Consider the following 25695-nt stretch of genomic DNA (forward strand, 5'->3'; position numbering starts at 1 on the left):
TAAAGGAATATTAGTTTGGAATAGTTGGGGTGAAAAGATGAAAAAGTAAGGGGTATACGCAAAAAAGTTGCTATAAGGGAGAATATAAATGGAGATTCAGTTTAATTCAGTATTAAAAAAAGAATTAACAATTCATGATATACAAACCGAAATGGAATCTGGGCAGTTAACTTCAAAGGAATTAGTGATGTATTATCTTCATAGAATCGCAAAGTATGACCAAGACGGACCGGAAATTAATTCTATTTTAGAAATCAATCCAGATGCTATTTTTATTGCAGAAGCGTTAGATTATGAAAGAAAGACAAAAGGTATAAGGGGTCCATTACATGGTATACCTGTTTTGCTTAAAGACAATATTGAAACGAATGACTCCATGCATACAAGTGCAGGTACGATTGCTCTAGAACAAAATATAAGTAGTGAAGATGCATTTCTCGTTACAAAATTACGAGAAGCCGGAGCAGTAATAATAGGAAAAACAAATATGACAGAATTAGCAAATGCAATGTCTTTTGAAATGTGGGCTGGATATAGTGCAAGAGGTGGTCAAACAATCAATCCATACGGAACAGGTAAGGATGACATGTTTGTTGGTGGCTCAAGCACAGGCTCTGCGATAGCAGTTGCTGCTAACTTTACAGTAGTATCTATTGGGACAGAAACAGACGCTTCTATTTTGAGTCCGGCTGTTCAAAACTCTGTAGTTGGCATTAAACCGACTGTCGGTTTAATTAGTCGTAGAGGAATTATTCCATTCACTTATTCGCAAGATACAGCTGGACCATTTGCTAGAACAGTAACAGATGCCACTATTTTACTAGGGAGCTTAACTGGAGTGGATGAGAAAGATGTAGCAACTCATAAAAGTGAAGGTAGGGCATATCAGGATTATACATCTTACCTTGCTGCTAATGGTTTAAATGGAGCGAAAATTGGTGTGTTTAACGACGCACCAAAAGATTATTACGAAAATGGTGAGTACGATGAAAAATTATTTAAAGAAACGATCCAAGTATTACGTAATGAAGGAGCGACAGTAGTAGAAAATATTGATATTCCTTCTTTTCATAGAGAATGGAGTTGGGGAGTTCCGCTTTATGAACTGAAGCATAGTTTAGATAACTATCTTTCTAAATTACGTTCTATTATTCCGGTACATTCTATTTCGGAGTTAATGGAGTTTAATAAAAATATGGCAGAAAGAGCTTTAAAATATGGACAAACTAAGTTAGAGGGAAGAAAAGATTTTCCTAATACGTTACGAAATCCAGAATATTTAAATGCGAGATTAGAAGATATATATTTTTCTCAAGAACAAGGCATTGATTTTGCATTGGAAAAATATAATCTTGATGCGATACTGTTTCCTTCCTATATAGGTTCTACTATATGTGCGAAAGCGGGTTATCCGTCTATAGCAATACCAGCTGGGTATATGGAAAGCGGGAGACCTTTTGGAATTACGATTACAAGTACTGCCTTTAGTGAAGGGATATTAATTAAGCTAGCTTACGCTTTTGAACAGGCGACAAAACATAGAAAAATCCCAAACTTGTCATGAATAGAATAAACAAAAAGGACAGGGAATGCCTGTCCTTTTTGTTTTAGTGATTAAAGTGAAATATCGTTCTGCTCTGCTTTATGATATTTTAATAAACTAAAAGATAAACAAGCGGAACATAAAATAAGAATAGAAGCGATGATATAAATTGTACGAACACCGAGCATATCAGTAATAATGCCAACGCTAAGCATAGAAAGACCAGAAGCTGTTGAAAGAAGGGCACCATGTGCTGTATACATTTTTGATAATAAAGAAGGGGCGACACTTGATTGTAAAACTGTCGTTTGAGAAATATCTCTAATTTGATAACATGGTCCCATTAGAACACATAGGAAAAGCGCAATAAATCCGCTGCTCGTCATACCATATAAAAATGTAAGAATGCTAAACATAAGAGAGCCTATCGACATGGAGCGTATTAAATTGTTTTGAATATAGGAACTCATTTTCCATGCCAATAGACCACCGATTAACGTGCCAACATAATAACTTGTATTAATATATCCCCACCATTCCTCGCCTTTATGAAGGATAGTCGTAACATATGCCATCGTAATAGCACCAATCCATATTGTCCCTGCGAAAGTTTCAATTAAGTCCATATATGTAACGGTACGGAGAGAAGGATTTTGAAATAAGAGTTTCCAACCTTCCAATAAAATAGTACTTTTTGAAGAGGGAGGATCTGCTATTCGTTCAGTATGTATGGTACGTAATGAAAAATGTAATGCAATGCATCCGAAAATCATCAAAATGTTATTAATCATGAGTGTAGAAGTAGCGCCAATGAGAAGAACGATAACACTCGTAAATGAATAAGCAACGGTTTGCACAATTTGTGTTGAAAAGGAAAAGATACTATTTACTTTTACTAATTTTTCTTTCGGTGTAAGGCGCGGAAGAATGCCGTATAATAATGGAGCACTCCACCCACTACATAATGAAATGAAAAAAATAAAAGTTAATAGAGCTATAATGTTTGTGGATAAGACCGGGAACAAAATCATTAATAATAGTAAAAAGACTGTTTTTAGCCATTGTAGCGTATATAACAACGTATAAGGTGGAAAACGATTTATCATAAGCGGTGCAGAGGTGTTAGCAATTAGATTTGTGATAACTTGTAATAATGGAAAAAGAGCAGTAATAGTAGCTGATTTAGTGGCTATATAAATATGAGTTGTAATAATCATTACATATACGATGTCAGCGAGAGTAATGCATATTTTGCAACCTAAATAGTAGGTTAGTGACAGGTTTTTCAATAAGAATACCACCTCTATAAAAAAATAGTATTTAGTAATTAGAATAATTGTAATTTAAAAAATAAAATTTTTAAAGAATTTAATTTTTTGTCACTTTTTGAAAGGAATTTTCATGTATAATGAAGAATATATTGATATAGTATTATATTAATAATCCATTGTAACAGTGAATATGTACAATAGCTTGTAGCAAACGCCCAAGTGTAAGAAAGGGCGGATAAACCATTCTTTTCTTCATATACATATAGAAAATGAGAAAGAAAGTGAGGGTTGCATATGGCTGCTTGGGTAATTTGGTTTATAATAGCTGGTATTTTATTTATTGCAGAAATGTTGTCGATTACGTTTTACATGCTTTGGCTTGGAATTGGAGCTGTTGTCGGAGGTCTTATTGCTTTGTTTGCTCCTGATGCACTACTGTTACAAGTTACTGTTGGGGCAATTGTAAGTTTAACTTTGACATTCTTTACGAAAAGAATTTCAAAAAACTTTCGAGAAGCAAAAGGTTTTACTGATACAGTAGATATGCTTGTTGGTAAAAAAGGGATTGTTATGCAAGCGATTACAAATGAGGCGAATGGTATTGTGAAGGTGGATGGAGATACTTGGACAGCTATTGCAGATTCTTCAATTGATGCTGGAGAAAGAGTCGTTGTTATAAAGAGGCATAGTACTATATTACAAGTGAAAAAGGAGAGTGAATAAATATGGTAGCATTAACGTTAACGATTATATTCGCGCTAATTGTAGTTACATTTATCGCATTAACAATTAAAATTATTCCTCAGCAAAAAGTTGGGGTTGTTGAAAGATTTGGTAAGTTTCAACGTATAATGCACCCAGGATTAAATATTTTAATCCCGATTGTGGATCGCGTTCGTGTATATCACGACTTACGTATTCAACAAACGAATGTACCACCGCAAAAGGTAATTACGAAAGATAATGTTCAAGTAGAAATAGATACAATTATTTTCTATCAAATTGTTGAACCAGAACTTGCGACATATGGTATTTCAAACTATGAATATGGTGTGCGTAATATTACTTCAGCAACGATGCGTCAAATCATCGGTAAAATGGAACTGGATGAAACGTTATCTGGTCGTGAAAAAATTTCAACAGAAATCCGCTTAGCGCTTGATGAAGCAACAGAAAAATGGGGCGTACGTATTGAACGTGTCGAAGTTGTTGATATTAACCCGCCAAAAGATGTGCAAGCATCAATGGAAAAACAAATGAAGGCTGAGCGTAATAAACGTGCGATTATTTTAGAAGCTGAAGCAGCAAAACAAGATAAAGTTCTTCGTGCTGAAGGGGAAAAGCAAAGTAAAATCTTGATGGCTGAAGGGGATAAAGAAGCGCGTATTCGCGAAGCCGAAGGTATAAGAGAAGCAAAAGAATTAGAGGCACAAGGGGAAGCGCGAGCAATTGAAGAAATCGCAAAAGCAGAACAAAATCGTATTGAATTGCTTCGTGAAGCGAATTTGGATGAGCGCATACTTGCTTACAAATCATTCGAATCATTAGCTGAAGTTGCAAAAGGACCAGCAAATAAAGTCTTTATTCCGTCTAATGCAATTGAAACACTTGGTACTCTTGGGGCAATTGGAGAAATATTTAAAGAAAAACAAGCGAAGAAACTACCTTCAAATGATACAGAAAAAGAACAATAAAAGTGAGGAAGAGAAATGGGATACCATTTCTCTTTTTTGTGCGTATATTCCGAAAAGCTTGTACATATCCATGTATAAAGAAGGTGATGCAGTGAAAAAGTATGCAACTCGAATACATGGGAAGAAACTAATTTCGTTACTCCTTTTATATGCGCTAATAGTAATTATAATAGCGTCGATTTTGACGTCACTTTTACATACAATGAAATCGAATTATGCAAATCAATGGTTTGGAAAAGTATCGATGCAAGGTTTTGTTCAAATGATAGAAAGTGAGAATCGCTATTACGGATTTGATTATTTTAAGCAGAATAAAAGAGAGTCAGTTGGGAATTTAATGTTCTCTATTGCGACAGATTTGAAAATTAAAGATTTAAGAACATTCGTCGGTAAAGAAGTACCTGGTATGTCAAAGTATTATTCTAATATTATCGTAGCTGGGGAAGGGACAAACTTGACGAATATCCCAAATGAATCTAGTGTACCGATTGAAGAAGTAACGAAAGAACGGGAAGTAGCAAAAGATAAAGTTACAGAAGCGGAAAAGAATAATCCGGTTCAGAAAAAGAACGGAGCGAAAAAAGGTGAAAGTGCAGTATATATTTATCATACACATAGCTGGGAATCCTTCTTTCCATTATTACCAGGGGCAACTGATCCATCTAGCCCAGATGTAAATGTGTCCTTACTAGGAAAACGTATGAAGGAACAACTTGAGGGGCAAGGAATTCCAGTAATTCACGATAAAACGAATATGGGTGATTTATTAGCGAGTAAAAAGTGGGTATGGTATCAGTCATATAAAGCATCTCATGAATATGTAAAAGGAGCATTAGCACAAAATAATAAAATTGCGTTTCCGATTGATATACATCGTGATGATCAGCGTAAGAAAGTAACAACAAAAGTAATTAACGGGAAATCGTATGCAAGATTATATTTTATTATTGGGATGGAAAATGAAGGCCGTGCTGAAAATGAAAAAATTGCAAGAGCCATCAATAGTTATTTAGATGAAAACTATTACGGTTTAAGTAGAGGGATTTTTCCAAAGTATAAAAAAGATGGAAATGGCGTTTATAACCAAGATTTATCGAAAAATGCGATGTTAATTGAAGTTGGTGGTGTTGATAATACGTTAGATGAATTATATAACACAATTGATGTGTTAACAGAAGCGTTTAGTAAATATTATTGGAATGATGCGGAAAAAGTGAATGGATGAGGGACGGGAGACCGTTCCTTTTTTATTTTGAAATCTTAAAATGTGATATAATGGAATTTTATGAATGTTAAATAAAGGGAGAGAGAAACATGCAAATACTACTAATACGCCACGGAGAATCAGAAGCTGATATTTTACATGTACATGAAGGCCGTGCTGATTTTGAGTTGACTGACAAAGGGAGACAACAAGTACAAAGACTTGTACAGAAAGTGAAAAAAGATTTTTCACCAGATTTCATTTGGGCAAGTACATTAAAACGCGCTCGTGAAACGGGTGAAACATTAGCAGAAGCAATTGGTTGTCCAATTCAATTAGAAGAGGAATTAATGGAGTTTAATAATGGAATACAAGCTGGTTTATCATTTGAAGAAGCAAAGAAATATCCAGAGCCAAAATTTCTTCATGACCGTTTTGAAAACGGAGAGTCATTTATTGAGTTTCGAATGAGAATAGAAGGGATTTTTTCTAAAATTGTGACAGAGAATACATATAATCGAATTGCGATTGTTGCCCATGGAGGCGTAATTAATAGTCTATTACGTGCATTTTTCAATATGCCAATTTCAATGGACTACTATTTCAAAATGGGAGATACGGGAATAAGTTTAATTGAAATTGAGGGTGAACAAAAAACGGTACATTTCATTAATGATACGAATCATTTGGACGGGATGTAAAGACTTATGTACAAAGTTGCATTTTTTGATGTTGACGGTACGCTTTTAAGCGAGATTGATAGAAGTATGCACGAAAGTACAAAAGAAGCGGTACAAAGATTAATAGATAAGGGGATTCACGTAGTTGTTACAACTGGAAGACCATATAGTTTATGCTCACAATTTAAGGAACTAGGCATAAATACGTTTATTTCAGCAAATGGTGCACATATAAAATGTAGGGAAGAAGTTATACATAAATCAGTACTTTCAAGCGAAATCGTTCATGATATTTCAAATTTTGCTGAATTACATGGTCACAGTGTTTCTTATTTTACAGAAGAATTTGCAATGAATAATATTGCCTCCAAAGATGAACGTGTCATACGAGCGTTAAATGAAACTTTAAATTTAGAGCGGTATCCTGACAAAGTTAGAAACTTGTCAGATGAGATGTATTGCATATGTCTGTATGCTGATGAAACAGAAGCTCAAAAATTCATTGAAAGGTATCCAGCACTTACGTTTGACCGTTTTCATGGTTACGTTATGAATGTATTGGAAGATAGTAAAGTATCGAAGCTAACTGCAATTCAAAAAGTATTGGAACATTTAAATATTAGTAAATCAGAAGCCATTGCTTTTGGTGATGGTGGAAATGATATTGAGATGTTGCAGTATGTAGGATTAGGAGTTGCGATGGGAAATGGTGGAGAGGAGCTGAAGAGAAGGGCTGATCTCGTTACAACGAAGGCGAGTGAAGGCGGAATTTCTTATGCCTTAAAGAAGTTGCACATTATTTAAAACTGATAGCTAGTCAGTGTGAAAAATCCTGTTTTAATAATAGGATTTTTTTGTTCAACAATGTGTTTGCAATAAAAGGAAAAATATGAGTATAATGAGAAAGTAATTAGGTAAGCTAATTATTTAATGAGAAAGGAGAGTGAAGATGAATGGATTCAAGAAAAGATTCTCTTCCTTTAGGGATTGAGCCGTACGCAGAGTTAATCAAAAAGACAGCATCAGCGGAAACGGATCCAATCGCAGCAAAACTTGGTTTGTTAATGTTATGGACGTCTGATAATGTTCTTGATGCGGTTGACGTAGATTTAGCTCCGCTTGGTATTTCAGAGAGTAAATTAGATTTTTTACTATTGTTTATTTTGCGTGAAATGGAAGCGAATGGGGAAGAGGTGAACATGAGTCCTTCGGATATTGCGAGTCGATTAGGGATTACACGTGCTTCTGTCACTGGCTTATTAGATTGGATGGAGAAACGAGAGTTAATCGTAAGATTCCACCATTCTGAAGATCGAAGAAGATTAAAGGTGAAAATTACTCCGAAAGGAAAAGAACTAGTTACACATTCTTTACCAACTTTTTGGTTATCTTGCGCTTCGTTAGTTGATGGCTTTAATCAAGAAGAGCGTCAAGTTTTAGAAAAGTTATTAAATAAAATGCAAACAACTATGCAGGTGAAATTAGGAGAAGGTAGGTAAATAAGTTGATTATGAAGATCAACTTATTTATTTGGACATATAATTAGCTTACCTTATTATATGCTTAACTAACTTTATGAACGGTGATAATTTTTGCTATGTAATTAAAATAAATAAGAGTTAAAGGAATGCTATTTTAGTAATTTAGAGAGTTTAAACTAATAAAAACAAATCGTAATAAGGGAGAGAGTTTATGATGGAAATAGGAAAGGAAGTAAATAGTGAAAAGAATTATACAATAATGACAGCAGTATTATGTTGGTCGGGTATGGTAGTTATGTCTAGCCTATATGTAACAATACCTTTAATCTCTCTATTTTCAAACATTTTTAATACGTCATTAGCACAATCGGCAGCTACAGGAAGTATATTTTCTGTTGGCTTTGCTATAGGGTGTTTGTTATTTGGGGCAATTTCTGATAAATATGGACGAAAAAAAGTGATTTTTATTGGATTGCTTGCACTGTCGATTGTTTCTTTTTGCTTAGGGTTTGTAGATAGTTTATTTTGGCTTGTTATTTTTAGAGGTATACAAGGGATAGCAGCGGCTACATTTTCTCCAGTAGCGCTAGCCTACGTTGTAGAAATGTTCCCAGTAGAAAGAAGGGTTACAACAATAGGATTTGTTAGTACTGGTTTTTTAGTAGCTGGAATTGTAGGGCAGGTAATAAGTACTGCTGTTAGTCAGCATTTTGGATGGCATATGGTTTTCTTTCTTCTTAGCATTGTCTATATAAGTACTGCTATATGGGTTTATTATTCTCTTCCGAAAGGAGAGACGTCTCAATCCTATACTGATATTTTGGGGCCAATTAAACAGATGGGTAAAGTTTTTACAAATAAAAGCTTAGTATTAAGCTATATAATTGCATTTGTTTTATTAATGGCTTTTGTTAATATGTATACTGTTTTAGGGAATTATTTGAGCTCTCCTACTTACAATTTAACTGCAGAACAAATTCTTTATTTTCGCTTAGCGGGGCTATTTGGTATGTTGCTGTCACCGCTTGCAGGTCGTTTAACAAAGAGGTTTGAAGTAAGAAAAGTTCTTCAGGGAGGATTGTTGATCGCTATTTTCGGTCTAAGTTCAATGGGCTTTGTTTCGTATCTATCTCTACTTGTAATGATGAGTGTCTGTTTTGTAATAGGTATTGCTATATCCGTTCCGTCTTTAGTTTCTCTTGTAGGTCAATTAGGAGGGAAAGCGAGGGGAATAGCAGTATCTATTTATACTTTTATTTTATTTTTAGGTACTAGTATAGGACCTATCATTTCTATTTATCTTATGAAAATAGGAGGGTATGCTCAAACATTTATTTTATTAGGAATGCTACTTTTTATTGGTTTTGTAGCTTCTCTATTTATAATTAATGAATGAGTGGAAAATCACTCAAATAAAGGAATGCGAGGATCTTTCATATGCTCACATAATAAAAGATGAATTTGTCCACGATGATGATAAAAGTGTGCAACGATTTCAAGTAACCATTCAAAGCGCGAATAAGAAATACCCCAATAGGCAGTCATAACTTCTGCTAATTCTATTTGGGAGTAGGAAAGAAATGTTTTAGAGAGAAGGTTGTATCCTTCAATCATCGTTTGTTGCATTTGAGCAACTGTTACGGGCGTATGTTCTATATAAAAGGTATGTAATTCTTTTTCTGGAATACCATTTAAAATGAGCAAATCAGCATGACAAATAAGAGAAAGATGTGTACACATTTCAAATAATGATCGTTTTGAGTGAATCGGTTTTATTTTTAAATCGTTTTCACTATATTGGTTAAGCATATAAATAGAAGTATCAATAGCAACTTTTAGTTGATGTAATGCAGATTGAACAAACATTGTAATTCTCCTCGTCTCCGTATATAATAGTTTCTTGAGGATATTATATCATACTCAAAATTCCGAAAATTCTAGTAGTTTGACTAGCATAATGAAAAGTATTATATTGTAAAAGGTCATATGAAACGTGAAATAGAATGGAATGCAATTATTGAGTTAGGAGTTAGACCAATGAGTTTGAAATATGGAAGAGATACAATTGTAGAAATTGACTTAAATGCTGTAAAACATAATGTAAAAGAATTTAAAAAACATGTAAATGATGAAGAAATTAAGATGATGGCTGCTGTAAAAGCGAATGGGTATGGCCATGGGGCAGTTGAAGTTGCCAAAGCTGCAATTGAAGCTGGAATAAATCAACTTGCAGTTGCATTTGTAGATGAAGCAATAGAATTAAGAGAAGCAGGAATTACTGTGCCGATTTTAATTTTAGGATACACACCAGTAGCGGCTGTAGAAGATGTAATTCAATATGACGTTATGATGACTGTTTATAGAGTAGAAGATTTACATGGTATAAATGAAATTGCAAACCGTCTTCAAAAGAAAGTACAAATTCAAGTGAAAATTGATACAGGAATGAGTCGTATCGGTTTACAAGAAGAAGAAGTTAAGCCATTTTTAGAAGAATTAAACCGTATGGAGTATGTAGAAGTAGTAGGGATATTTACGCATTACTCTACGGCAGATGAAATCGATAAATCATATACGAATATGCAAACAAGTTTATTTGAAAAAGCTGTTAATACAGCGAAAGAATTAGGAATTCAAATACCATATATTCATAGTTCAAATAGTGCAGGATCAATGGAATTAAGTAACACATTTCAAAATATGGTGCGCGTTGGAATAGGAGTGTACGGTATGTATCCATCAAAAGAGGTGGATCATTCAGTCGTTTCTTTACAGCCTGCGTTGTCGTTAAAATCAAAAGTGGCTCATATTAAACATGCGAAGAAAAATCGTGGTGTAAGTTATGGGAATACGTATGTAACAACTGGTGAAGAATGGATTGCGACTGTACCAATTGGTTATGCTGATGGTTATAATCGTCAATTATCTAATAAAGGCTATGCGTTAATTAACGGGGTTCGAGTACCTGTAATTGGCCGTGTTTGTATGGATCAGTTAATGTTGGATGTTTCAAAAGCGATGCCAGTACAAGTAGGAGACGAAGTAGTATTCTACGGTAAACAAGGTGAAGAAAATATCACAGTAGAAGAAATAGCGGATATGTTAAGTACAATAAACTATGAAGTTACATGTATGCTAGATAGAAGAATTCCACGTGTTTATAAAGAAAATGACGAAACAACTGCAGTTGTAAATATATTAAGAAAAAACTGAATCATTTAGATTCAGTTTTTTTATTTTTGGCAAGTGAAAAATGCTCTATTTGTACCGTACGATTGAATATTTTTAAAACCTACAGATTGTAATGCATGAGTAATTTCGTCTTTAGTGTAACATGTTTCTTTAAAAGAAAAGTCACTTCTTTTCCAAATATCATTTGTATCACGTGTAAATAATATGAAATTCATTTCTGCTTTTTTGTTTTTATTATCAAATGTAGAGTCAATCGTACAAACATATTCTTTCTCTGAAATATGAAACGAAGCAATCCAGTTTTCAAGAAATCCTTTTTCCATATTCATATCAAATGCGAATATACCCTCGTTATGTAATACGGAGTAAACGTTGTGAAACACACTTTTTAGTTCATCTAAATTCATAATATGGTTTAAACTATCACCGGCAGAGATGACGTAGTGGAATTGCTCATTTATATTGAAATAGCGAGCGTCATCGACGAAAAAGGTTGCATCTGGCGCATTTTCACGTGCATATTCAATCATTTGAGTAGAACCATCTATACCAGTTACTACAAAATTGTTATCAAGTAGTTTCCTAGTAAGATGACCAGTCCCGCAACAAAGATCTAAAATATGAGAATGTGGTTGTGCATATTGTAAAACGAGTTTTTCAAAAGCAAGATAGGAGTGTTCGGCAAAATGTCCCCAATGTTTATTATAAATAGATGCGAAAATATCATAATCAGAATAAATAAGTTTTTTAGACATAAATATTCTCCGTGCTATTCATTAAATTATAATAGTCATGCTTCGTTTTAATTTTAAAACCACATTGTGTATATAGTTTTAAAGCATGGTTATTTTTCGTTTCGACGTCTAATTCAATTGTTGAAGCTCCTTCTGTAATAAGGGTATGTACCATATAACTAAGAATATCTTTTCCATATCCTTTACCTTGATAGGAAGGGTGGACAGCGAATCCTGATAATATAGTAGAATGATCTTGCTCAGTAACTGTAATTGTTCCAATAGCTTTTTCGTTAATAAGAGCACTGTAAACTTTATGAGAAGGTGAAGTCATCATTTTTTGTAACCATGTAGCCGTATTTTCTACTGAATCACCAAAAGCTTTACTAGAAATTTCAATAAGATCAAGAAGTGATTCTGAAGTTGCAAGAGTAAGCTGTATATTATTATCTGTTGTTTTTTGAATTTCGTTTGTTTTGAACTCCATACTATATTCACTATATAAATATGGTAACTTCATATGTTTTACAAATTCATTCCCAGAAATAGAATCCCCATTAATAATAAGAAGAGCTTCATCTGTCTCTCTATTTTGTATTTCTTTCATTGCAGTTTGTAAAAGGATAGTTCCGAAACGTTGTTTTCTAAAATGAGGATGTACAAAGCCTATTAGTTCAAGCTTTGTTGGTCTTTCGAAATCATACATATTTAAAGCGCCAATTAATTGAGTGCCGTTATAAAGAAGAAAATCGTTTATATAATCTTCATTTCGATTTTTTAAAAAGTTGATATGTAAATCTGAAGAGTAATCAAGGTTGTCTTGTTGTCCGCAAATATAAGCTAAATCCTTCATTTGCTGTATTTCACTTTCTGTTACAGAACGCTTTTTCTGAATATCCATTGTATACTCCCTCTCATTTGTATTTAAAAATAGGATGGGTGACTTAACCATTCCTTTAATTCCACACTACCTTGCACAGATAACAGTCGGTATAAATAACGATATGGTTGTCTACATTCTTCAAGATGAGGAATAGGCATAATTGTTTCGTAACCACTTTTAAAGGCATGTGCTTCTTTTTCGGTAAGTACATATTCTAGTCCGATAAAATCAAACTCTCGCGGGGCAACCGCGTAAGCTTCAGTATCTACTAAACCCGTAATAGTTGTACCGTCATATAAAAATTGGGTAGGGTCCATATCAAGTAAGACGAGTGTAGCTTCTTTTGGTACGGACAGGGAAGAAAGCTGTGATTCAAAGGTAGGAAATGCATTTTGTACGCTTTCATCATCGGAATAAAACATATTCATAAGCTCTTTACTCACGTTTAAAATATGTGATTGGAATTCATCTAGTGGAATTTGGAACGTGCCTGACGGATTTCCTATGAAATCGGCTTTAAACTTATGTATTTCTGCAAGTCCTTTTCCTAGGCTGAATAAAATAGAATCTGGTTGCTCGATAAAAGATTGAACTGTGTTACCTACTAATTTTTCGGCAACAACGAATTCTCGGTCATTTAAAATATGTTTTTCTAATATTGTTGGGATAGGAAGATTAGTATGTTCTTGTAGCAATGTATGTACCGTTTCTAAATGATGTACATTCCTCGGATCAATTCCAAATAGATTTTTACATCCCCACCAAAAATCATTATTTGGTTCTTCATACATTTTAGAAGCACGAACGATAACTTCTTTATCTTCTGTTCGGACGAGAAAAACATCGCTTGCATGATCTTCATAACCTGGGTGCAAGGCTTGAACGGATAGAATAAGGGAATTGAATAGTTGTTGTAACATGAAAAGACTCCTTTTTCTGTAAATTCTATAAATTTATTATATAACAGATGATGTGTTATGGGGATAAAGATAAAAGGATTGAAATCATAGTTATATTTATAGTCAAAACTCATTAAAAATATTATATTTCTCCATTTTTGTATGAATTGTCAAAAAATAAGAGTGATAATATTTGAATGTAAAGCTTGTATCTTTAAAGCTATGAAGAGTAAAAGTAGAATTAAGCATTCATTTATCGCGCTATTCGCTGTGCAGTAAGACCCCCACCTCAAAATTCAGTGAAAGCAAAGAAGTTAGGGGGAGCGGGATGTCCGTAAAATCTCGATTGGTGAGGGCTGATAATCAGTGAGGGATGAACAAAACCCCTATTGATTAAAGTTTTACTTTATAAAATTGTGAATCACAATAATGTAGACTATAGAAAATATTTCTCAATAATAAAATGAAGAGAAAAGCATGAAGAAGTAGAATGCTTTCATTTATAATAGACTTAAATTAATTAATATAATTAATTGTTAACTTTATTATATTAACTGGATAGGAGAGAATATTATGGCAAATGTACTCGTAATAAATTTCCCTGGGGAAGGTCATATTAATCCGACTTTAGCTATTGTAAGTGAGTTAATCCAGCGAGGAGAAACAGTTGTTTCGTATTGTATTGAAGATTATAGAAAGAAGATTGAAGCAACAGGTGCGGAATTCCGAGTGTTTGAGAATTTTCTCTCTCAAATTAATATTATGGAACGAGTAAATGAAGGCGGGAGCCCTTTGACGATGCTATCTCATATGATTGAAGCATCAGAGCGTATTGTTACTCAAATTGTAGAAGAAACAAAAGAGGAAAAATACGATTATTTAATATATGATAATCATTTTCCAGTAGGACGTATTATAGCGAATATTTTACAATTACCAAGCGTTTCATCTTGTACAACGTTTGCTGTTAATCAGTACATTAATTTTCATGATGGGCAGGAATCGAGACAAGTAGATGAAATGAATCCATTATATCAATCTTGTTTAGCGGGAATGGAAAGATGGAATAAGCAGTATGGAATGAAATGTAATAGTATGTATGATATTATGAACCATCCTGGTGATATTACGATTGTATATACTTCAAAAGAATATCAGCCGCGTTCAGATGTATTTGAGGAATCGTATAAATTTGTAGGTCCATCAATTGCTACTCGAAAAGAAGTGGCGAGTTTTCCTACTGAAGATTTAAAAAATGAAAAAGTAATTTTCATTTCTATGGGAACAGTTTTTAATGAACAACCTGATCTGTATGAAAAGTGTTTTGAAGCGTTTAAAGATGTAGATGCGACAGTCGTATTAGTCGTTGGTAAGAAGATAAATATAAGTCAATTTGAAAATATCCCGAAAAACTTTAAGTTGTATAATTATGTCCCGCAATTAGAAGTTTTAAAGCATGCTGATGTATTCGTGACACATGGTGGTATGAATAGTTCGAGTGAAGCGTTATATTACGGTGTTCCATTAGTTGTAATTCCGGTAACAGGAGATCAGCCATTCGTTGCAAAACGATTGACTGAAGTAGGGGCAGGCATAAGACTTAATCGTAACGAGTTAACTTCTGAATTGTTACGTGAGACTGTAATGAAAGTAATGGATGATGTGACGTTTAAGGGAAATAGTCGTAAAGTGGGAGAGTCGCTTAGAAATGCTGGTGGATATCAAAGGGCAGTTGAGGAAATACTTGAATTAAAAATGAAGCCGTACGTAAAGATTAAATAGATGTTAAAAACACACTTACTTTTAATTTGTAAGTGTGTTTCTAGTATTACGCGTTACATGTGTTACATAAAAATAGCGATAAAGGTGAAACTTTTGTGTATATAAATCGATACCTTTGAATTAGTAGTAAAATTACGTTAAAATAATACTAAGAAAATATATAAGTTTTGGGGGTAATGAATGAAGAAAGTATTTGAATACGTATTATTAACAATTGGCTCAATTATAGTAGCAGGTTCATTAGAGCTTATTTTAGCACCTAATGGATTAGTAGATGGCGGGGTAACGGCTATTGCTATTATGGCAAATAAAGTTGCAGGATTGCCACTTTATGGCGTTTTCTTAGGAATTAATATCCCAATTTTATTATTTACTGCAAAAGTAATGGGAAAGAAATTTTTTATCCGTACATCTTATGCGAATGTAGTTACAACACTCGGATTAATTTATTTAAAACCATTTCCAGCAATTACGACTTCTGAGTTATTAATTGTACTTTATGGTGGAGTGCTGTTCGGAATTGGTGTTGGAATTGTTGTTAAAATGGGTGGAGCAATTGACGGTTCGGAAATGTTAGCAGTTTGGATGAATAAACACTTTAATGTACCGATTAGTACATTTTTACTTGCAGTAAATGCAGTTATTTTCATCTTTGTTGCCATTTTATTTTCAATCGAACAAGCGATGTTCTCATTAGCAATTTTCTATATTGTTACGAAGATGATTGATTTTATATTAGATGGTATTAATCAAGGTAAGAGCGTTATGATTATTTCTGGTAAGAATAAAGAAATAGGCGATTTACTTATGAAAGAATTGCAACTATCTGTTACGTATCTACATGGAGAAGGTGGTTTTTTAGGGGAGCATAAGAGAATCATTTATTGTATTACAAACCGATTCATTTATCCGAAAATGAAAGATCTCGTTCTCTCTGTAGATCCAACCGCTATAATTGAAGCTTCCTATTCAACAGAAACGACTGGTGTGAAACGTCCGGGAAGGAAAGCTAGGTCGGGTGAATAACTAGAAGAAGGCTGTCCAAAAAGTTATTTTGGAACAGCCTTCTTTTTTTATTTTGTTGAATTGTTAGTATGTTACAAGTTAAACCCACTGTTAACAAATTTCCTTGCAACTAGGGAACCAAGCGTTTTTCAATAATATAGCCAACGTTTCAATTTTATTTTCTGGAATGCTACCAAAACCGAGTAATACGTATGATTCCTTACGTAAATCATTCACGAAATCATATGGAGAAAGCGGGTATAATTTAACGCTTTGTTTTTTAGCGGATTCAATCAGTTCGTTTTCATTCATACTGTTATGGACACATAAAACAATATGAAGTCCGGACTGTTCGCCAAGAATTTGAACATTAGCCCCCATTTCTTTCATAATGGATTTTACTAACGCATGATGTTTTCTTTTATATAGTGTACGACTCCGGTTAAGATGACGTTCCCAATTCCCGCTTTGTATAAAGTTAGCAAAAGCAAGTTGTTGTATTGTAGCGACTGTTTGTTTGAAAATTCCATGCAGTTCTTGATATGTTTTAAAAAGATGTGGTGGTAAAACAACATATCCCATTCGTAAAGAAGGTAAAAAAGATTTTGAGAAAGTTCCCATATAAATAACGCGTTCATTTGAATCAAGACTTTGTAAAGAAGGAATTGGCTTACCAGCGTAGCGAAACTCTCCGTCATAGTCATCTTCAATAATGTATCCATTGCAATCATTAGCCCACTTTAACAATTCTGTTCTTCTAGATAAAGGCATAATAATCCCGAGTGGAAATTGGTGTGATGGTGTAACGTATGCGACATTGGCATTTGTATTGTATAAACTAGAAATATCAATCCCTTTTTCATCCAATGGTATGGGATGAATTTGTCTATCACAGCTTTTAATAATTGCGTGTATACGGTGAAATCCAGGGTTTTCAATGCCGTATTCTTTTGTAGGGCCAAGCAGTTGAAGTAGTAGCCAGAGAAGTGGCTGTGTTCCGGCGCCGATCACAATTTGATCAGGTGAAGAATGTACACCGCGAGAATGATATAAATATGTTGATATATGCTCTCGAAGAGCGAATTCACCTTGAGGATCTTCTTTGGCAAATAGTGCATTTTCGTATGTAAGTATGGATTCTTGTAATGCTCGTTTCCAATTTGTAATCGGAAATGCATTTTGATCAATAAGCCCTTGGCTACAATCATATTCAAATTTTTCGTCTATCAAATTGTTCGTCTTCTTTGCTGCATTTCGTTTTTTATTTGGGATAACGTCAATATCGAAATTTGCTACAAAAATACCACGTTTCGGTTTACTTTCTACATAACCTTCAGCTAATAATTGTTGATAAGCTGATTCAACAGTGATGCGGCTAATATTAAGTTGTGATGCTAAATTTCTGTGTGAGGGTAGACGTGTGCCAACAGAAATACTCCCTTGTATAATTTCAGCTTTTATATAGTCGTAAATTTGCAAGTAAATAGGTGTGTTACTTTGTAATTGCAATGGGATAGTAAAATCCATATAAAACTCTCCTTTAAAACTGGCCTTATAAAAAATACTTAAACTGTCACTTAAGTAAAGGGCAGTTACTTTCTATAATAATGATATAACATTTAGAAAATTAAATAAATAGTTAGAGGAGAGTTAAAAATGAATGTTAAAGAAGTAGTAACAGAAGAGCAATTACATGAAGTATTACCTGTTTTACAGCAATTAAGAACGAAACTTTCAAAAGAGGAAACAAGCTCTTTATTTCGAAATATGAAAGAAGAAAATTATAAACTATTTTCGCTGCGTAATGAGGAGGATGAAGTTGTTAGCCTTGCAGGTGTAGCGATTTGTACGAACTTTTATAATAAGAAGCACGTTTTCGTATATGACCTTGTAACAGCAGACGCACATCGTTCAAAAGGACATGGAAATGTATTACTTTCGTATATAGAGAACTGGGGAAAGGAAAACGGATGTGAATCTATCGTCCTCACATCAGCATTTCCAAGAATTGATGCTCATCGTTTTTATGAAAGAGAAGGGTATGATAAAGTGAGTTATTCTTTTCATAAAGAATTATAAATAATAAGAAGAAGCTGTCCCGCAAAAGTTGGGAACAGCTTCTTCTTATTTATTAAGTTATTATTGAACGGTAAATAGGTTGTAAGTTATGGTATATGTATTTGAAAAGGTTATATAGTGTATTTTGTCGAATTGTTTTAATTTAATAAAGAGAATGATTGGAGCGCTTATACTTGAAGAAAATAAAGGAACTATCAATCCCTAATGATGCTAGAGTTATCGTCATATCTGATATTCATGGAGAATTAAATCTTTTAAAAGAAGCACTACATAAAGTTAACTTTAAAGATGAAGATTATTTAATTATTAATGGAGATCTTTGCGAGAAAGGACGAGATAGCGTAGGCGTAGTAAACTACGTTATGAATCTTGTAAAGAACAATTCAAATGTTCACGTTGTTGAAGGGAATTGTGAAGTTTTAGTTGATGCTCTTCTAAATGAAAATCCTCGTCTTATTAATTATTTATGTACGAGAAAGCATTCGATTTTTAATGAATGGCTAGAGCAATTGGATTTTTCAGTTCATGAAGGCACTTCAATTCGTGAAGTGAGAGAAGCATTGCTAAGTGAATTTTCACAAGAAATACATTGGCTAACGGAGTTGCCGACAGCGATTGAAACAGAAGATTATATTTTTGTGCATGCCGGGCTAGAAGATAGAGTAGATTGGAAAGAAACAGAGCGCAAAAATGCGATAGCAATGCCAGAGTTTTTTAATAAATCACATAAAGCAAATAAGTATGTAATAGTTGGTCATTGGCCTGTCGTGAACTATGCAGAAGAAGCACCGTCTAACAATCCAGTTATTGATAAGGAGAAAAAAATTATTGCAATTGATGGAGGAAATGCAATTAAAGAAGCAGGACAATTAAATGTATTTATTATTCAGAGGAAACCAACAAGTGATACGTTTTCTTATACATATGTAGACTATTTTCCAGAGTATGAAGTAATAGCGGATTTTAATGCGAATTCAGAAATGCAGGGCGGAGTGACATATCCGTATTATTACATAGAGCCTATCGAGAAGATGCAAGATTACACAATATGTAAGCAAAAGGAAACAAATAAATTACTCACTGTAAAAAATGAATATATGAAACAACTTGAGTCAGGTGAATATACAGTGAAAACTGATATTTCTTGTGCGCAAATAAGCGTTAGAAAAGGAGATATCGTTTCTCTCATTGATGATAGCTGTTCAGGATATGATTTAATTAAAAAAGGTGGCGTAGAGGGTTGGATAGAGAAAGGGATTTTGCTTGAGGTGAATAAAAAGGGAAATAATATATTGAGCTGAAATAGGAGGGGATAACCTCCTATTTTTTATTACCTATTAACCTTTTAAATTAGTGGACTGCCTGCTGTCTTTAATAAGTAAATAAATCGTACTCGGTAGAATGATAAGCGTCATTCCTAAAATAATCGCTAGTATACCATAACCTCTATACGGAGCAGAAACGATAAACGGAAGTATCGAAAAAAAATACCTGCTATCATCATTGAAATACTACTAATATTTGAAGCTCTTTTTTCGAGGTACTTATCATTCCATTCTAATGAAACGGTTGATTTAGTCGTATCAATTTTGGAACTGAAATAACCTATTAATATAAATAAAAGCCCTAATGCTAAAAATATGAAATGATCAAGAGGAAGTGAAAAGCCAAGAGCGATGAGGGCAATGACAATATCGACAAAAAATAAGAATAGTAACATTGTGTTGCCGATCCAATGGAGAAATTTCTGGTTACTCGCTGCTTTAGATAAAGCTAAAAATACAAAGAATAAGAAGGAACATATAATTATATTTACGATTACAAAAGTGCTTTTATCCATTGTTGATGTAGGCGTTCCATTGAAGTCCCATTTCGTAACAATATTTGATGGTAAGAAGAAATATAGAATAATATTTGTCGTAATAATAGTGAGAAATAAAGTAATACTAAATCAATTATTCACTGAATCACCAGCTTTCTAAATCAATAATTGGTATCTAATAACAAAATTATACAATATAATATATGATATTAGTTTTGATTTTTCTGAAAAAATATTATAATTATATATGAAATAAAGAGAAATGCAGGAGGGAATTATGCAAAACGTTGTATTAAAGGGGAAGAAAGTTACAATTCGTACAATAGAAGAATCAGATATAAAAACATTATGGAATATCATATTTAAAGAAGAAAGCCCAGAATGGAAGAAATGGGATGCGCCATATTTCCCGTTCTCAATGCAAGAATACTCTTCCTATAAAGAGAAGATGCAAACTCGTTTAAAAGAAGAACCACTGTCAAATTTAATTATAGAAAATAACGGTCAAATCATTGGGACAGTCGGGTTTTATTGGGAATATAAACCGTCGCGTTGGTTAGAGATGGGGCTTGTGATTTATGACCCAACATACTGGAATGGTGGTTACGGTACGGAAGTATTGACATTATATAGAGATTTGCTATTTGAAAAAATGGAGATTGGTAGAGTAGGAATCACGACTTGGTCTGGCAATGAACGAATGATGAAAGTAGCAGAGAAAATAGGAATGAGCTTAGAAGGTAGAATGCGAAAGTGTCGTTATTATAACGGAACATACTATGATTCTATTCGAATGGGCATGATTCGTGAAGAATGGGAAGCGCTATGTGTAACGAAGGGGTGAGAAAGATTGTACGCTATCATAGCTACATTTGATCGTGTGTTTACTAATAAAATTACATACTTACAAAATAAATTAACAAATGTAATTGGAACAAATCAATTAGCTGGAGTAGAACCTCATATAACGATTGCGGATTATAATGAGTTAGATGTTAATTTGTATATTGAAAAATTAAAGGAATTTGTAGCTATTCAAGAAAACATGTCTGCAGTCACTTTTCCTTCTGTTGGAACTTTTCCTACTAACGGTACGGTTTTTCTAGCGCCGACTGTTACCGATGATTTATTGAGACTTCATCATTTTTATCATGATCATTTCAAAACTTTTCATGATAATTCAAATTCATATTATGTACCAGGAAAATGGGTTCCGCATTGTACGATTGCGAATCATTTGAATTCAACTCATTTTTTAAGTGCGATGGAGTATATATATGAGAATTTTGATGTTACAACAGCTTCGATTGAAAAGTTAAAATTAATTAAGGTCAATTATGAAAATGGTTCTGCCGTTTCTTCTAGTATATTAGCAGAATATAATTTAAAGAGAATGGAGACATCGAGATGACATATGTAATTAGAGAAATGAAGCAAGAAGATATTCAGGCTGTACAATCAGTAGCGAAAATAGCTTGGCATGATACATATGAAGGCATTATTCCGAGAGAGATTCAAGATAGTTTTTTAGACGAGGCATATTCTGATGAAAAAATGAAATATCGCCTTAAAAATACACATTTATTCGTTGCGGAAGAAGAGGGTGAAGTAATAGGATTTGCGAACTTTTCACCTGTTAGACTACAAAACGAAGCAGAATTAGGGGCAATTTATTTGTTACCAGATCAGCAAGGAAAAGGGATCGGAAGTGCTTTATTACAAAGAGGGATTAAGGCATTAAATGGGATACGGAAATTGTACATACATGTAGAAGCTGCAAATGAAAAAGGAAAACGCTTTTATGAAGCGAAAGGTTTTGCTGAATTAGAGCAATTTGAAGAAGACTTTGAAGGACATATGATGCAGACAGTAAGGATGGTTTTATACGTATGAGGAGGACTAGTAATGAAAACTTTTGATTTTAGTGAAAAAGTAGGAAAGCACTTATCAGTATTTCAATCTAATTTCATCATGTCGAAAATAGTAAACCATCAAGGAAATGTACATATCGGTGCTATGCATTTACACGAGAATGGAATCATCGGTAATCATGAAGCAGTTGTATCTCAACTGCTTCTTATTGTGGACGGAGCAGGATATGTATGTGGGGCAAATAAAGAAAAGATAAAGGTAGAGGCGGGACAAGCTGTGTTTTGGGAGAAGGGAGAGCTTCATGAAACAAGTACAGAACAAGGATTAACGGCAATTGTTATGGAAGCAGAGAATCTTGAACAAGGGATAGTAATGCCTATTATTCAAGGGGAGTTGTGAAAAATGATAATTAAGGCGAATCAAGAAGATACCAATGAAATATTAAAATATACGGCTCAATCGCTTTTTGAAGGGACGAGAGGGAATTGTCAATTAAGTACCGAGAAAGCGATTGAAATTACAATGCCGATTGTAGAAAAAGGAGCATATTATTTAATCATTAAAGAAGCAAATAAAGTAATGGGATGGATATTAATAGGGGAAAATACAGACTATTTTTCTCGTGAAAAACTTGGATTTATATATGAATTGTACGTTTTCCCAAAATATCGCGGGAGAGGATTATCGCGAGAACTGATGGAAGCTGGTATTAAGGAATTAAAGGAGAAATATTCAGAAATTAGGTTGAATGTATTTGCTGGGAATTTTGCAAAAGAGATGTACGAAGAGTTTGGGTTTGTTGAAAGGCAGGTAATTATGACTTTGAAGTGAGTATTATAGTCTCAATGGGAGAAAATAATGATTTAGTGGCTACTTTATCGCTGAAATTTAAAGTGAATAAGTCCTTATAAATATATAAAATAGATGGTTTGCCTTTATTTTTTAGTAGATTTATAGAGTATGCTTAAAAACAGATAAATTATTATTATACAATATACCGTTATTATAGTAAAAGATAAATTTTGGAAAAATATCATTTTTTTGTTTAGAAATTTTTAAATTATTGATATAATCAATTTGTAGAATTGATTATTGGTTAATTTTACTATTTTTAAATTTTAAGGGGGATTTAATAATGGCAGGACAAATTCGTATGTCACCAGAGGAGCTTAAATCGAAAGCGACTCGATATGGACAAGGTGCAAATCAAATTGAGGACATTTTACGTCAACTACAAAACTTACAAAATGAATTAAGAGGAGAATGGGAAGGTCGTGCTTTTGAAGGTTTTGACCAACAGTTCAATCAATTAAAGCCAAAAGTACAAAACTTCGCACAGCTATTACAAGAAATTAATATGCAGCTTAATAAAACTGCAGAAGCTGTTGCTAGACATGACGAAGATCTTTCTCGTAATTTCGGTCTACAATAAGACAGATAAAAAGAAATATATAATTTAGCCATGCAACCATACGTTGTATGGCTAAATTACTTTAAAACTAGAGTAAGATACGAAGTCTTTCATTAGATAGACTCGCAGTCGCAGGAGTGATAAGTAGTGAAAAAGTTCAAATGGAGCATCTTGTTGTTTATTATTTTAGCTCTTGTACTATCAACAGGGGTCTCCTATTTAGCATTAAATCAAAATGTTAAGAAAGCTAATGAGAATACTACACCAAAAATGACAGTTGCGTTGGTAAATGAAGATCAGGGCACTGTATTTGAGGGCAATAAAATAGCGTTTGGAGATCAATTTGTTAAAAATGTAAATAAAAATACGAAACAAGAATGGTACGTAGTTAGTCGCGGGGTAGCGGAAAACGGATTGAAAAATAATAATTACAATATGATGATTGTTATTCCAAATGATTTTTCTAGGAAAGCAGTTGCGATTGATTCAGAGATTCCAGAGAAATTAACGTTAAACTACAAAGTAAATGCAACTGGGAATAAGGATTTGAAAGCTGAGGCAGAAAATACAGCTTCTGTTATTTTAGAAGATTTCAATAAGCAAATAATCGATGTTTATTTTGCGAGTATTATCGGTAAGCTACAAGGTGCACAAGATAATATAGGTAAAATAATTGAAAAAGGAAACGTTCAAACAACTATGTATAAAAAAGATATACATAGTCCGTTAGCAAATTACACAAATCAATTTAAAACAGTACAAGATTATACAGGTGTTTCTGTTAATAGTTTCAAAGGATTTCAGGATGTTTTAAAAGGTTTCGGTCAAGCGTTAGATGAAGGGAATAAATCTAACAGTACGTACTTAGATGGTTTTAATAACTTTCAAAAAATGCAAACTGATAACAATTTGTTAGCAAATAATTTCACAAATCAATTCAATCAATATATGAATGATATGAATACAGGTGATGCTTTAAAGCAATTAAGTACATTGGAATCCGCTAATAAAAGTATTTCAAATCAATTTACGTTTTCAGAGAAAGAACCGAATATTTTAACTGATGCTTCAGCAGTTCAAAAATATTTAGCAGATGTAAAAAAACAAGTGTCTGAATATGATACAGAACTTGCAGGAAAGTTAGAAAGTGATATTCAAGAGACGGTAATTAGGAAGTTAAAGCAATCTATGTCGAACGATGGAAAGCAAGAAATCTTCATAAATACATTAATGAAACAACCAGATGTTCGAATAAAGAAACAAATCGAGAATTTAATTGCGAAATTACCTAGTTTAAACATGGAAGAAATCGCTCAAAGTGATTTGCCAGATACAACGAAATTACAACTGCAAAATGTAATTCAATTTACAAAAAAATATAATAAAGAAAATAATTTTTATTATGATCCTGTAAATAAAATATCTTTAGGAAATGCTATTAAAGAAGTAAAGGATAGACTTTATACAGAGGGAATTACATTTAGTGATACTGCTAAAGTAATTAAAATGGAATCTCCGCAAATTTTGAAGATAAAGATTCCAGAAGAATTTAAACTAGATGGAAGTACAGGATTCTTACATATTGATGATGTGGATCGTACAAGTGACTTTCTTCAAAGCGAAGCAGGAGAAATTACAATAGCTCCTCGTAATGAAGGGGATATAAAGATTAGCTTGGATGTGAAGTTAAAAGATCCAAACATCAATATAGATGTTTTCTCTCCTGTAATGTGGCAATGGGAATTGAGTGGGACTCATAAAAAAGAAACTAGTCCTGAAAAAGAAAAACCTAACAAAGAAGATAAAGGAACACAAACGGAAAATAGCAAGGTGGAAAATGTGGTTCATAAATCACAGTATGGCATAATGCCGTTAGTACACAATGCTAAAACGCCTATTATTCAAAAAACAGAACAGAGTAATAATGGTGACAGTGTCAAGCCTGATGCAGGAGGAAAACCTGATACGGGAGGAAATCCAGACACAGGAGGAAAACCTGATACAGGAGGAAAACCTGATACGGGAGGAAAACCTGATACAGGAGGAAAACCTGATACAGGAGGAAATCCAGACACAGGGGGGAAACCTCATGCCCATCAACTTAAGAAATAAGACTACCCCCAAGTGTCAAAAAACGTTATTC

At 33.5% G+C, this 25695-nt stretch carries 25 protein-coding genes and 2 pseudogenes; 20 read left to right on the plus strand and 7 right to left on the minus strand.

The features are described from left to right. Positions 1-88: 88 nt before the first annotated feature. Positions 89-1564: an amidase family protein gene (locus ACODS7_RS15235; RefSeq protein ID WP_098629219.1), complete on the plus strand. Its 1476-nt coding sequence runs from the start codon at positions 89-91 to the stop codon at positions 1562-1564. Positions 1565-1614: 50 nt separating this feature from the next. Here ACODS7_RS15235 and ACODS7_RS15240 read toward each other — a convergent pair whose 3' ends face one another. Then, positions 1615-2832 carry an MFS transporter gene (locus tag ACODS7_RS15240; protein ID WP_243168757.1) on the minus strand — a complete coding sequence of 406 codons (1218 nt, stop codon included), beginning with the start codon at positions 2830-2832 and terminating at the stop codon, positions 1615-1617. A gap of 276 nt (positions 2833-3108) precedes the next feature. Between ACODS7_RS15240 and ACODS7_RS15245 the strand changes: the two genes are divergently transcribed. The 7 genes from ACODS7_RS15245 to ACODS7_RS15275 all read left to right on the plus strand — a co-directional run bounded on the left by ACODS7_RS15245 (position 3109) and on the right by ACODS7_RS15275 (position 9269). Beyond that, the gene (locus tag ACODS7_RS15245; protein WP_016081936.1) at positions 3109-3537 is read left to right on the plus strand and encodes an NfeD family protein; all 429 of its coding nucleotides are present in this window, start codon (positions 3109-3111) and stop codon (positions 3535-3537) included. 2 nt (positions 3538-3539) lie between these two features. Further along, the gene (locus tag ACODS7_RS15250) at positions 3540-4508 is read left to right on the plus strand and encodes an SPFH domain-containing protein (RefSeq protein ID WP_016081935.1); all 969 of its coding nucleotides are present in this window, start codon (positions 3540-3542) and stop codon (positions 4506-4508) included. After that, a complete protein-coding gene (spoIIP, locus tag ACODS7_RS15255) occupies positions 4486-5733 on the plus strand; it encodes a stage II sporulation protein P (RefSeq protein ID WP_016081934.1) in 1248 nt (415 codons plus the stop codon). The genes ACODS7_RS15250 and spoIIP overlap by 23 nt, the downstream gene beginning before the upstream one ends. 89 nt (positions 5734-5822) lie before the next feature. Continuing rightward, complete coding sequence (locus ACODS7_RS15260; RefSeq protein WP_016081933.1) at positions 5823-6413, plus strand: histidine phosphatase family protein; 591 nt, start codon at positions 5823-5825, stop codon at positions 6411-6413. Positions 6414-6419: 6 nt separating this feature from the next. After that, positions 6420-7196 carry a Cof-type HAD-IIB family hydrolase gene (locus tag ACODS7_RS15265; protein WP_098629217.1) on the plus strand — a complete coding sequence of 259 codons (777 nt, stop codon included), beginning with the start codon at positions 6420-6422 and terminating at the stop codon, positions 7194-7196. Between the two features lie 149 nt (positions 7197-7345). Further along, a complete protein-coding gene (locus ACODS7_RS15270) occupies positions 7346-7891 on the plus strand; it encodes a MarR family winged helix-turn-helix transcriptional regulator (RefSeq protein WP_000378333.1) in 546 nt (181 codons plus the stop codon). Between the two features lie 196 nt (positions 7892-8087). Beyond that, entirely contained in the window at positions 8088-9269 is a 1182-nt protein-coding gene (locus ACODS7_RS15275; RefSeq protein ID WP_142333788.1) for an MFS transporter, read from the plus strand. Between the two features lie 8 nt (positions 9270-9277). Here ACODS7_RS15275 and ACODS7_RS15280 read toward each other — a convergent pair whose 3' ends face one another. After that, a complete protein-coding gene (locus ACODS7_RS15280; protein ID WP_098629216.1) occupies positions 9278-9739 on the minus strand; it encodes a DinB family protein in 462 nt (153 codons plus the stop codon). A gap of 171 nt (positions 9740-9910) precedes the next feature. On the opposite strand from ACODS7_RS15280, the gene alr reads away from it, so the two are divergent. Beyond that, positions 9911-11086: an alanine racemase gene (gene alr / locus ACODS7_RS15285; RefSeq protein ID WP_098629221.1), complete on the plus strand. Its 1176-nt coding sequence runs from the start codon at positions 9911-9913 to the stop codon at positions 11084-11086. Positions 11087-11106: 20 nt separating this feature from the next. Here alr and ACODS7_RS15290 read toward each other — a convergent pair whose 3' ends face one another. Genes ACODS7_RS15290 through ACODS7_RS15300 form a run of 3 tightly spaced genes read right to left on the minus strand, consistent with a single transcriptional unit; the run spans position 11107 to position 13602 of the window. Beyond that, complete coding sequence (locus tag ACODS7_RS15290; protein WP_063547110.1) at positions 11107-11820, minus strand: class I SAM-dependent methyltransferase; 714 nt, start codon at positions 11818-11820, stop codon at positions 11107-11109. Then, positions 11813-12700 (minus strand): GNAT family N-acetyltransferase, encoded by an 888-nt coding sequence (locus ACODS7_RS15295; RefSeq protein ID WP_016081927.1) that lies wholly within the window; start codon positions 12698-12700, stop codon positions 11813-11815. Before ACODS7_RS15295 ends, ACODS7_RS15290 begins: the two co-directional genes overlap by 8 nt. A 23-nt stretch (positions 12701-12723) precedes the next feature. Further along, positions 12724-13602 (minus strand): protein kinase family protein, encoded by an 879-nt coding sequence (locus ACODS7_RS15300; protein ID WP_098629215.1) that lies wholly within the window; start codon positions 13600-13602, stop codon positions 12724-12726. Positions 13603-14154: 552 nt separating this feature from the next. Here ACODS7_RS15300 and ACODS7_RS15305 point away from each other — a divergent pair. Together ACODS7_RS15305 and ACODS7_RS15310 are read left to right on the plus strand one after the other, a co-directional pair. After that, positions 14155-15363 carry a macrolide family glycosyltransferase gene (locus tag ACODS7_RS15305; protein ID WP_243168758.1) on the plus strand — a complete coding sequence of 403 codons (1209 nt, stop codon included), beginning with the start codon at positions 14155-14157 and terminating at the stop codon, positions 15361-15363. 180 nt (positions 15364-15543) lie between these two features. Then, positions 15544-16389 carry a YitT family protein gene (locus tag ACODS7_RS15310; RefSeq protein WP_000755126.1) on the plus strand — a complete coding sequence of 282 codons (846 nt, stop codon included), beginning with the start codon at positions 15544-15546 and terminating at the stop codon, positions 16387-16389. Positions 16390-16479: 90 nt separating this feature from the next. Here the strand turns inward: ACODS7_RS15310 and pdxR are convergent, their stop codons facing one another. Beyond that, a complete protein-coding gene (pdxR, locus tag ACODS7_RS15315) occupies positions 16480-17895 on the minus strand; it encodes a MocR-like pyridoxine biosynthesis transcription factor PdxR (protein ID WP_088114943.1) in 1416 nt (471 codons plus the stop codon). A gap of 129 nt (positions 17896-18024) precedes the next feature. On the opposite strand from pdxR, the gene ACODS7_RS15320 reads away from it, so the two are divergent. Both ACODS7_RS15320 and ACODS7_RS15325 read left to right on the plus strand, forming a co-directional pair. Next, on the plus strand, positions 18025-18447 hold the full coding sequence (locus ACODS7_RS15320) for a GNAT family N-acetyltransferase (protein WP_016081922.1): 423 nt from the start codon (positions 18025-18027) through the stop codon (positions 18445-18447). Between the two features lie 173 nt (positions 18448-18620). Beyond that, positions 18621-19748, plus strand: coding sequence for a metallophosphoesterase (locus tag ACODS7_RS15325; protein ID WP_243168759.1), 1128 nt, complete (start codon positions 18621-18623; stop codon positions 19746-19748). Positions 19749-19784: 36 nt separating this feature from the next. On the opposite strand, the pseudogene ACODS7_RS15330 reads toward ACODS7_RS15325, so the two are convergent. Next, positions 19785-20392 (minus strand): annotated as a pseudogene (locus ACODS7_RS15330) (DUF1648 domain-containing protein). A gap of 154 nt (positions 20393-20546) precedes the next feature. Between ACODS7_RS15330 and ACODS7_RS15335 the strand changes: the two are divergent. The 7 genes and pseudogenes from ACODS7_RS15335 to esaA form a co-directional block, all read left to right on the plus strand. Further along, positions 20547-21113: a GNAT family N-acetyltransferase gene (locus ACODS7_RS15335; RefSeq protein WP_001181853.1), complete on the plus strand. Its 567-nt coding sequence runs from the start codon at positions 20547-20549 to the stop codon at positions 21111-21113. Positions 21114-21119: 6 nt separating this feature from the next. Beyond that, positions 21120-21680: a 2'-5' RNA ligase family protein gene (locus ACODS7_RS15340; protein ID WP_098629213.1), complete on the plus strand. Its 561-nt coding sequence runs from the start codon at positions 21120-21122 to the stop codon at positions 21678-21680. Continuing rightward, positions 21677-22162, plus strand: a complete 486-nt coding sequence (locus ACODS7_RS15345; RefSeq protein WP_000222835.1) for a GNAT family N-acetyltransferase — start codon at positions 21677-21679, stop codon at positions 22160-22162. Before ACODS7_RS15340 ends, ACODS7_RS15345 begins: the two co-directional genes overlap by 4 nt. Before the next feature lie 12 nt (positions 22163-22174). Continuing rightward, entirely contained in the window at positions 22175-22540 is a 366-nt protein-coding gene (locus ACODS7_RS15350) for a cupin domain-containing protein (RefSeq protein WP_000846432.1), read from the plus strand. 3 nt (positions 22541-22543) lie between these two features. Further along, the gene (locus tag ACODS7_RS15355) at positions 22544-22972 is read left to right on the plus strand and encodes a GNAT family N-acetyltransferase (RefSeq protein WP_098138600.1); all 429 of its coding nucleotides are present in this window, start codon (positions 22544-22546) and stop codon (positions 22970-22972) included. 304 nt (positions 22973-23276) lie between these two features. After that, positions 23277-23573, plus strand: coding sequence for a WXG100 family type VII secretion target (locus ACODS7_RS15360; protein WP_000918601.1), 297 nt, complete (start codon positions 23277-23279; stop codon positions 23571-23573). Between the two features lie 126 nt (positions 23574-23699). Next, positions 23700-25640: pseudogene (gene esaA / locus ACODS7_RS15365) on the plus strand (type VII secretion protein EsaA); the annotation flags it as partial. Positions 25641-25695: the final 55 nt, after the last annotated feature.

The sequence above is a fragment of the Bacillus sp. FG16 genome, assembly GCF_057809515.1.

Coding starts and splice junctions, on each gene's coding strand:
- ACODS7_RS15235 (WP_098629219.1), top strand. CDS start 89: ATGGAGATTCAGTTTAATTCAGTATTAAAAAAAGAATTAACAATTCAT.
- ACODS7_RS15245 (WP_016081936.1), top strand. CDS start 3,109: ATGGCTGCTTGGGTAATTTGGTTTATAATAGCTGGTATTTTATTTATT.
- ACODS7_RS15250 (WP_016081935.1), top strand. CDS start 3,540: ATGGTAGCATTAACGTTAACGATTATATTCGCGCTAATTGTAGTTACA.
- spoIIP (WP_016081934.1), top strand. CDS start 4,486: ATGATACAGAAAAAGAACAATAAAAGTGAGGAAGAGAAATGGGATACC.
- ACODS7_RS15260 (WP_016081933.1), top strand. CDS start 5,823: ATGCAAATACTACTAATACGCCACGGAGAATCAGAAGCTGATATTTTA.
- ACODS7_RS15265 (WP_098629217.1), top strand. CDS start 6,420: ATGTACAAAGTTGCATTTTTTGATGTTGACGGTACGCTTTTAAGCGAG.
- ACODS7_RS15270 (WP_000378333.1), top strand. CDS start 7,346: ATGGATTCAAGAAAAGATTCTCTTCCTTTAGGGATTGAGCCGTACGCA.
- ACODS7_RS15275 (WP_142333788.1), top strand. CDS start 8,088: ATGGAAATAGGAAAGGAAGTAAATAGTGAAAAGAATTATACAATAATG.
- ACODS7_RS15280 (WP_098629216.1), bottom strand. CDS start 9,739: ATGTTTGTTCAATCTGCATTACATCAACTAAAAGTTGCTATTGATACT.
- alr (WP_098629221.1), top strand. CDS start 9,911: ATGAGTTTGAAATATGGAAGAGATACAATTGTAGAAATTGACTTAAAT.
- ACODS7_RS15290 (WP_063547110.1), bottom strand. CDS start 11,820: ATGTCTAAAAAACTTATTTATTCTGATTATGATATTTTCGCATCTATT.
- ACODS7_RS15295 (WP_016081927.1), bottom strand. CDS start 12,700: ATGGATATTCAGAAAAAGCGTTCTGTAACAGAAAGTGAAATACAGCAA.
- ACODS7_RS15300 (WP_098629215.1), bottom strand. CDS start 13,602: ATGTTACAACAACTATTCAATTCCCTTATTCTATCCGTTCAAGCCTTG.
- ACODS7_RS15305 (WP_243168758.1), top strand. CDS start 14,155: ATGGCAAATGTACTCGTAATAAATTTCCCTGGGGAAGGTCATATTAAT.
- ACODS7_RS15310 (WP_000755126.1), top strand. CDS start 15,544: ATGAAGAAAGTATTTGAATACGTATTATTAACAATTGGCTCAATTATA.
- pdxR (WP_088114943.1), bottom strand. CDS start 17,895: ATGGATTTTACTATCCCATTGCAATTACAAAGTAACACACCTATTTAC.
- ACODS7_RS15320 (WP_016081922.1), top strand. CDS start 18,025: ATGAATGTTAAAGAAGTAGTAACAGAAGAGCAATTACATGAAGTATTA.
- ACODS7_RS15335 (WP_001181853.1), top strand. CDS start 20,547: ATGCAAAACGTTGTATTAAAGGGGAAGAAAGTTACAATTCGTACAATA.
- ACODS7_RS15345 (WP_000222835.1), top strand. CDS start 21,677: ATGACATATGTAATTAGAGAAATGAAGCAAGAAGATATTCAGGCTGTA.
- ACODS7_RS15350 (WP_000846432.1), top strand. CDS start 22,175: ATGAAAACTTTTGATTTTAGTGAAAAAGTAGGAAAGCACTTATCAGTA.
- ACODS7_RS15355 (WP_098138600.1), top strand. CDS start 22,544: ATGATAATTAAGGCGAATCAAGAAGATACCAATGAAATATTAAAATAT.
- ACODS7_RS15360 (WP_000918601.1), top strand. CDS start 23,277: ATGGCAGGACAAATTCGTATGTCACCAGAGGAGCTTAAATCGAAAGCG.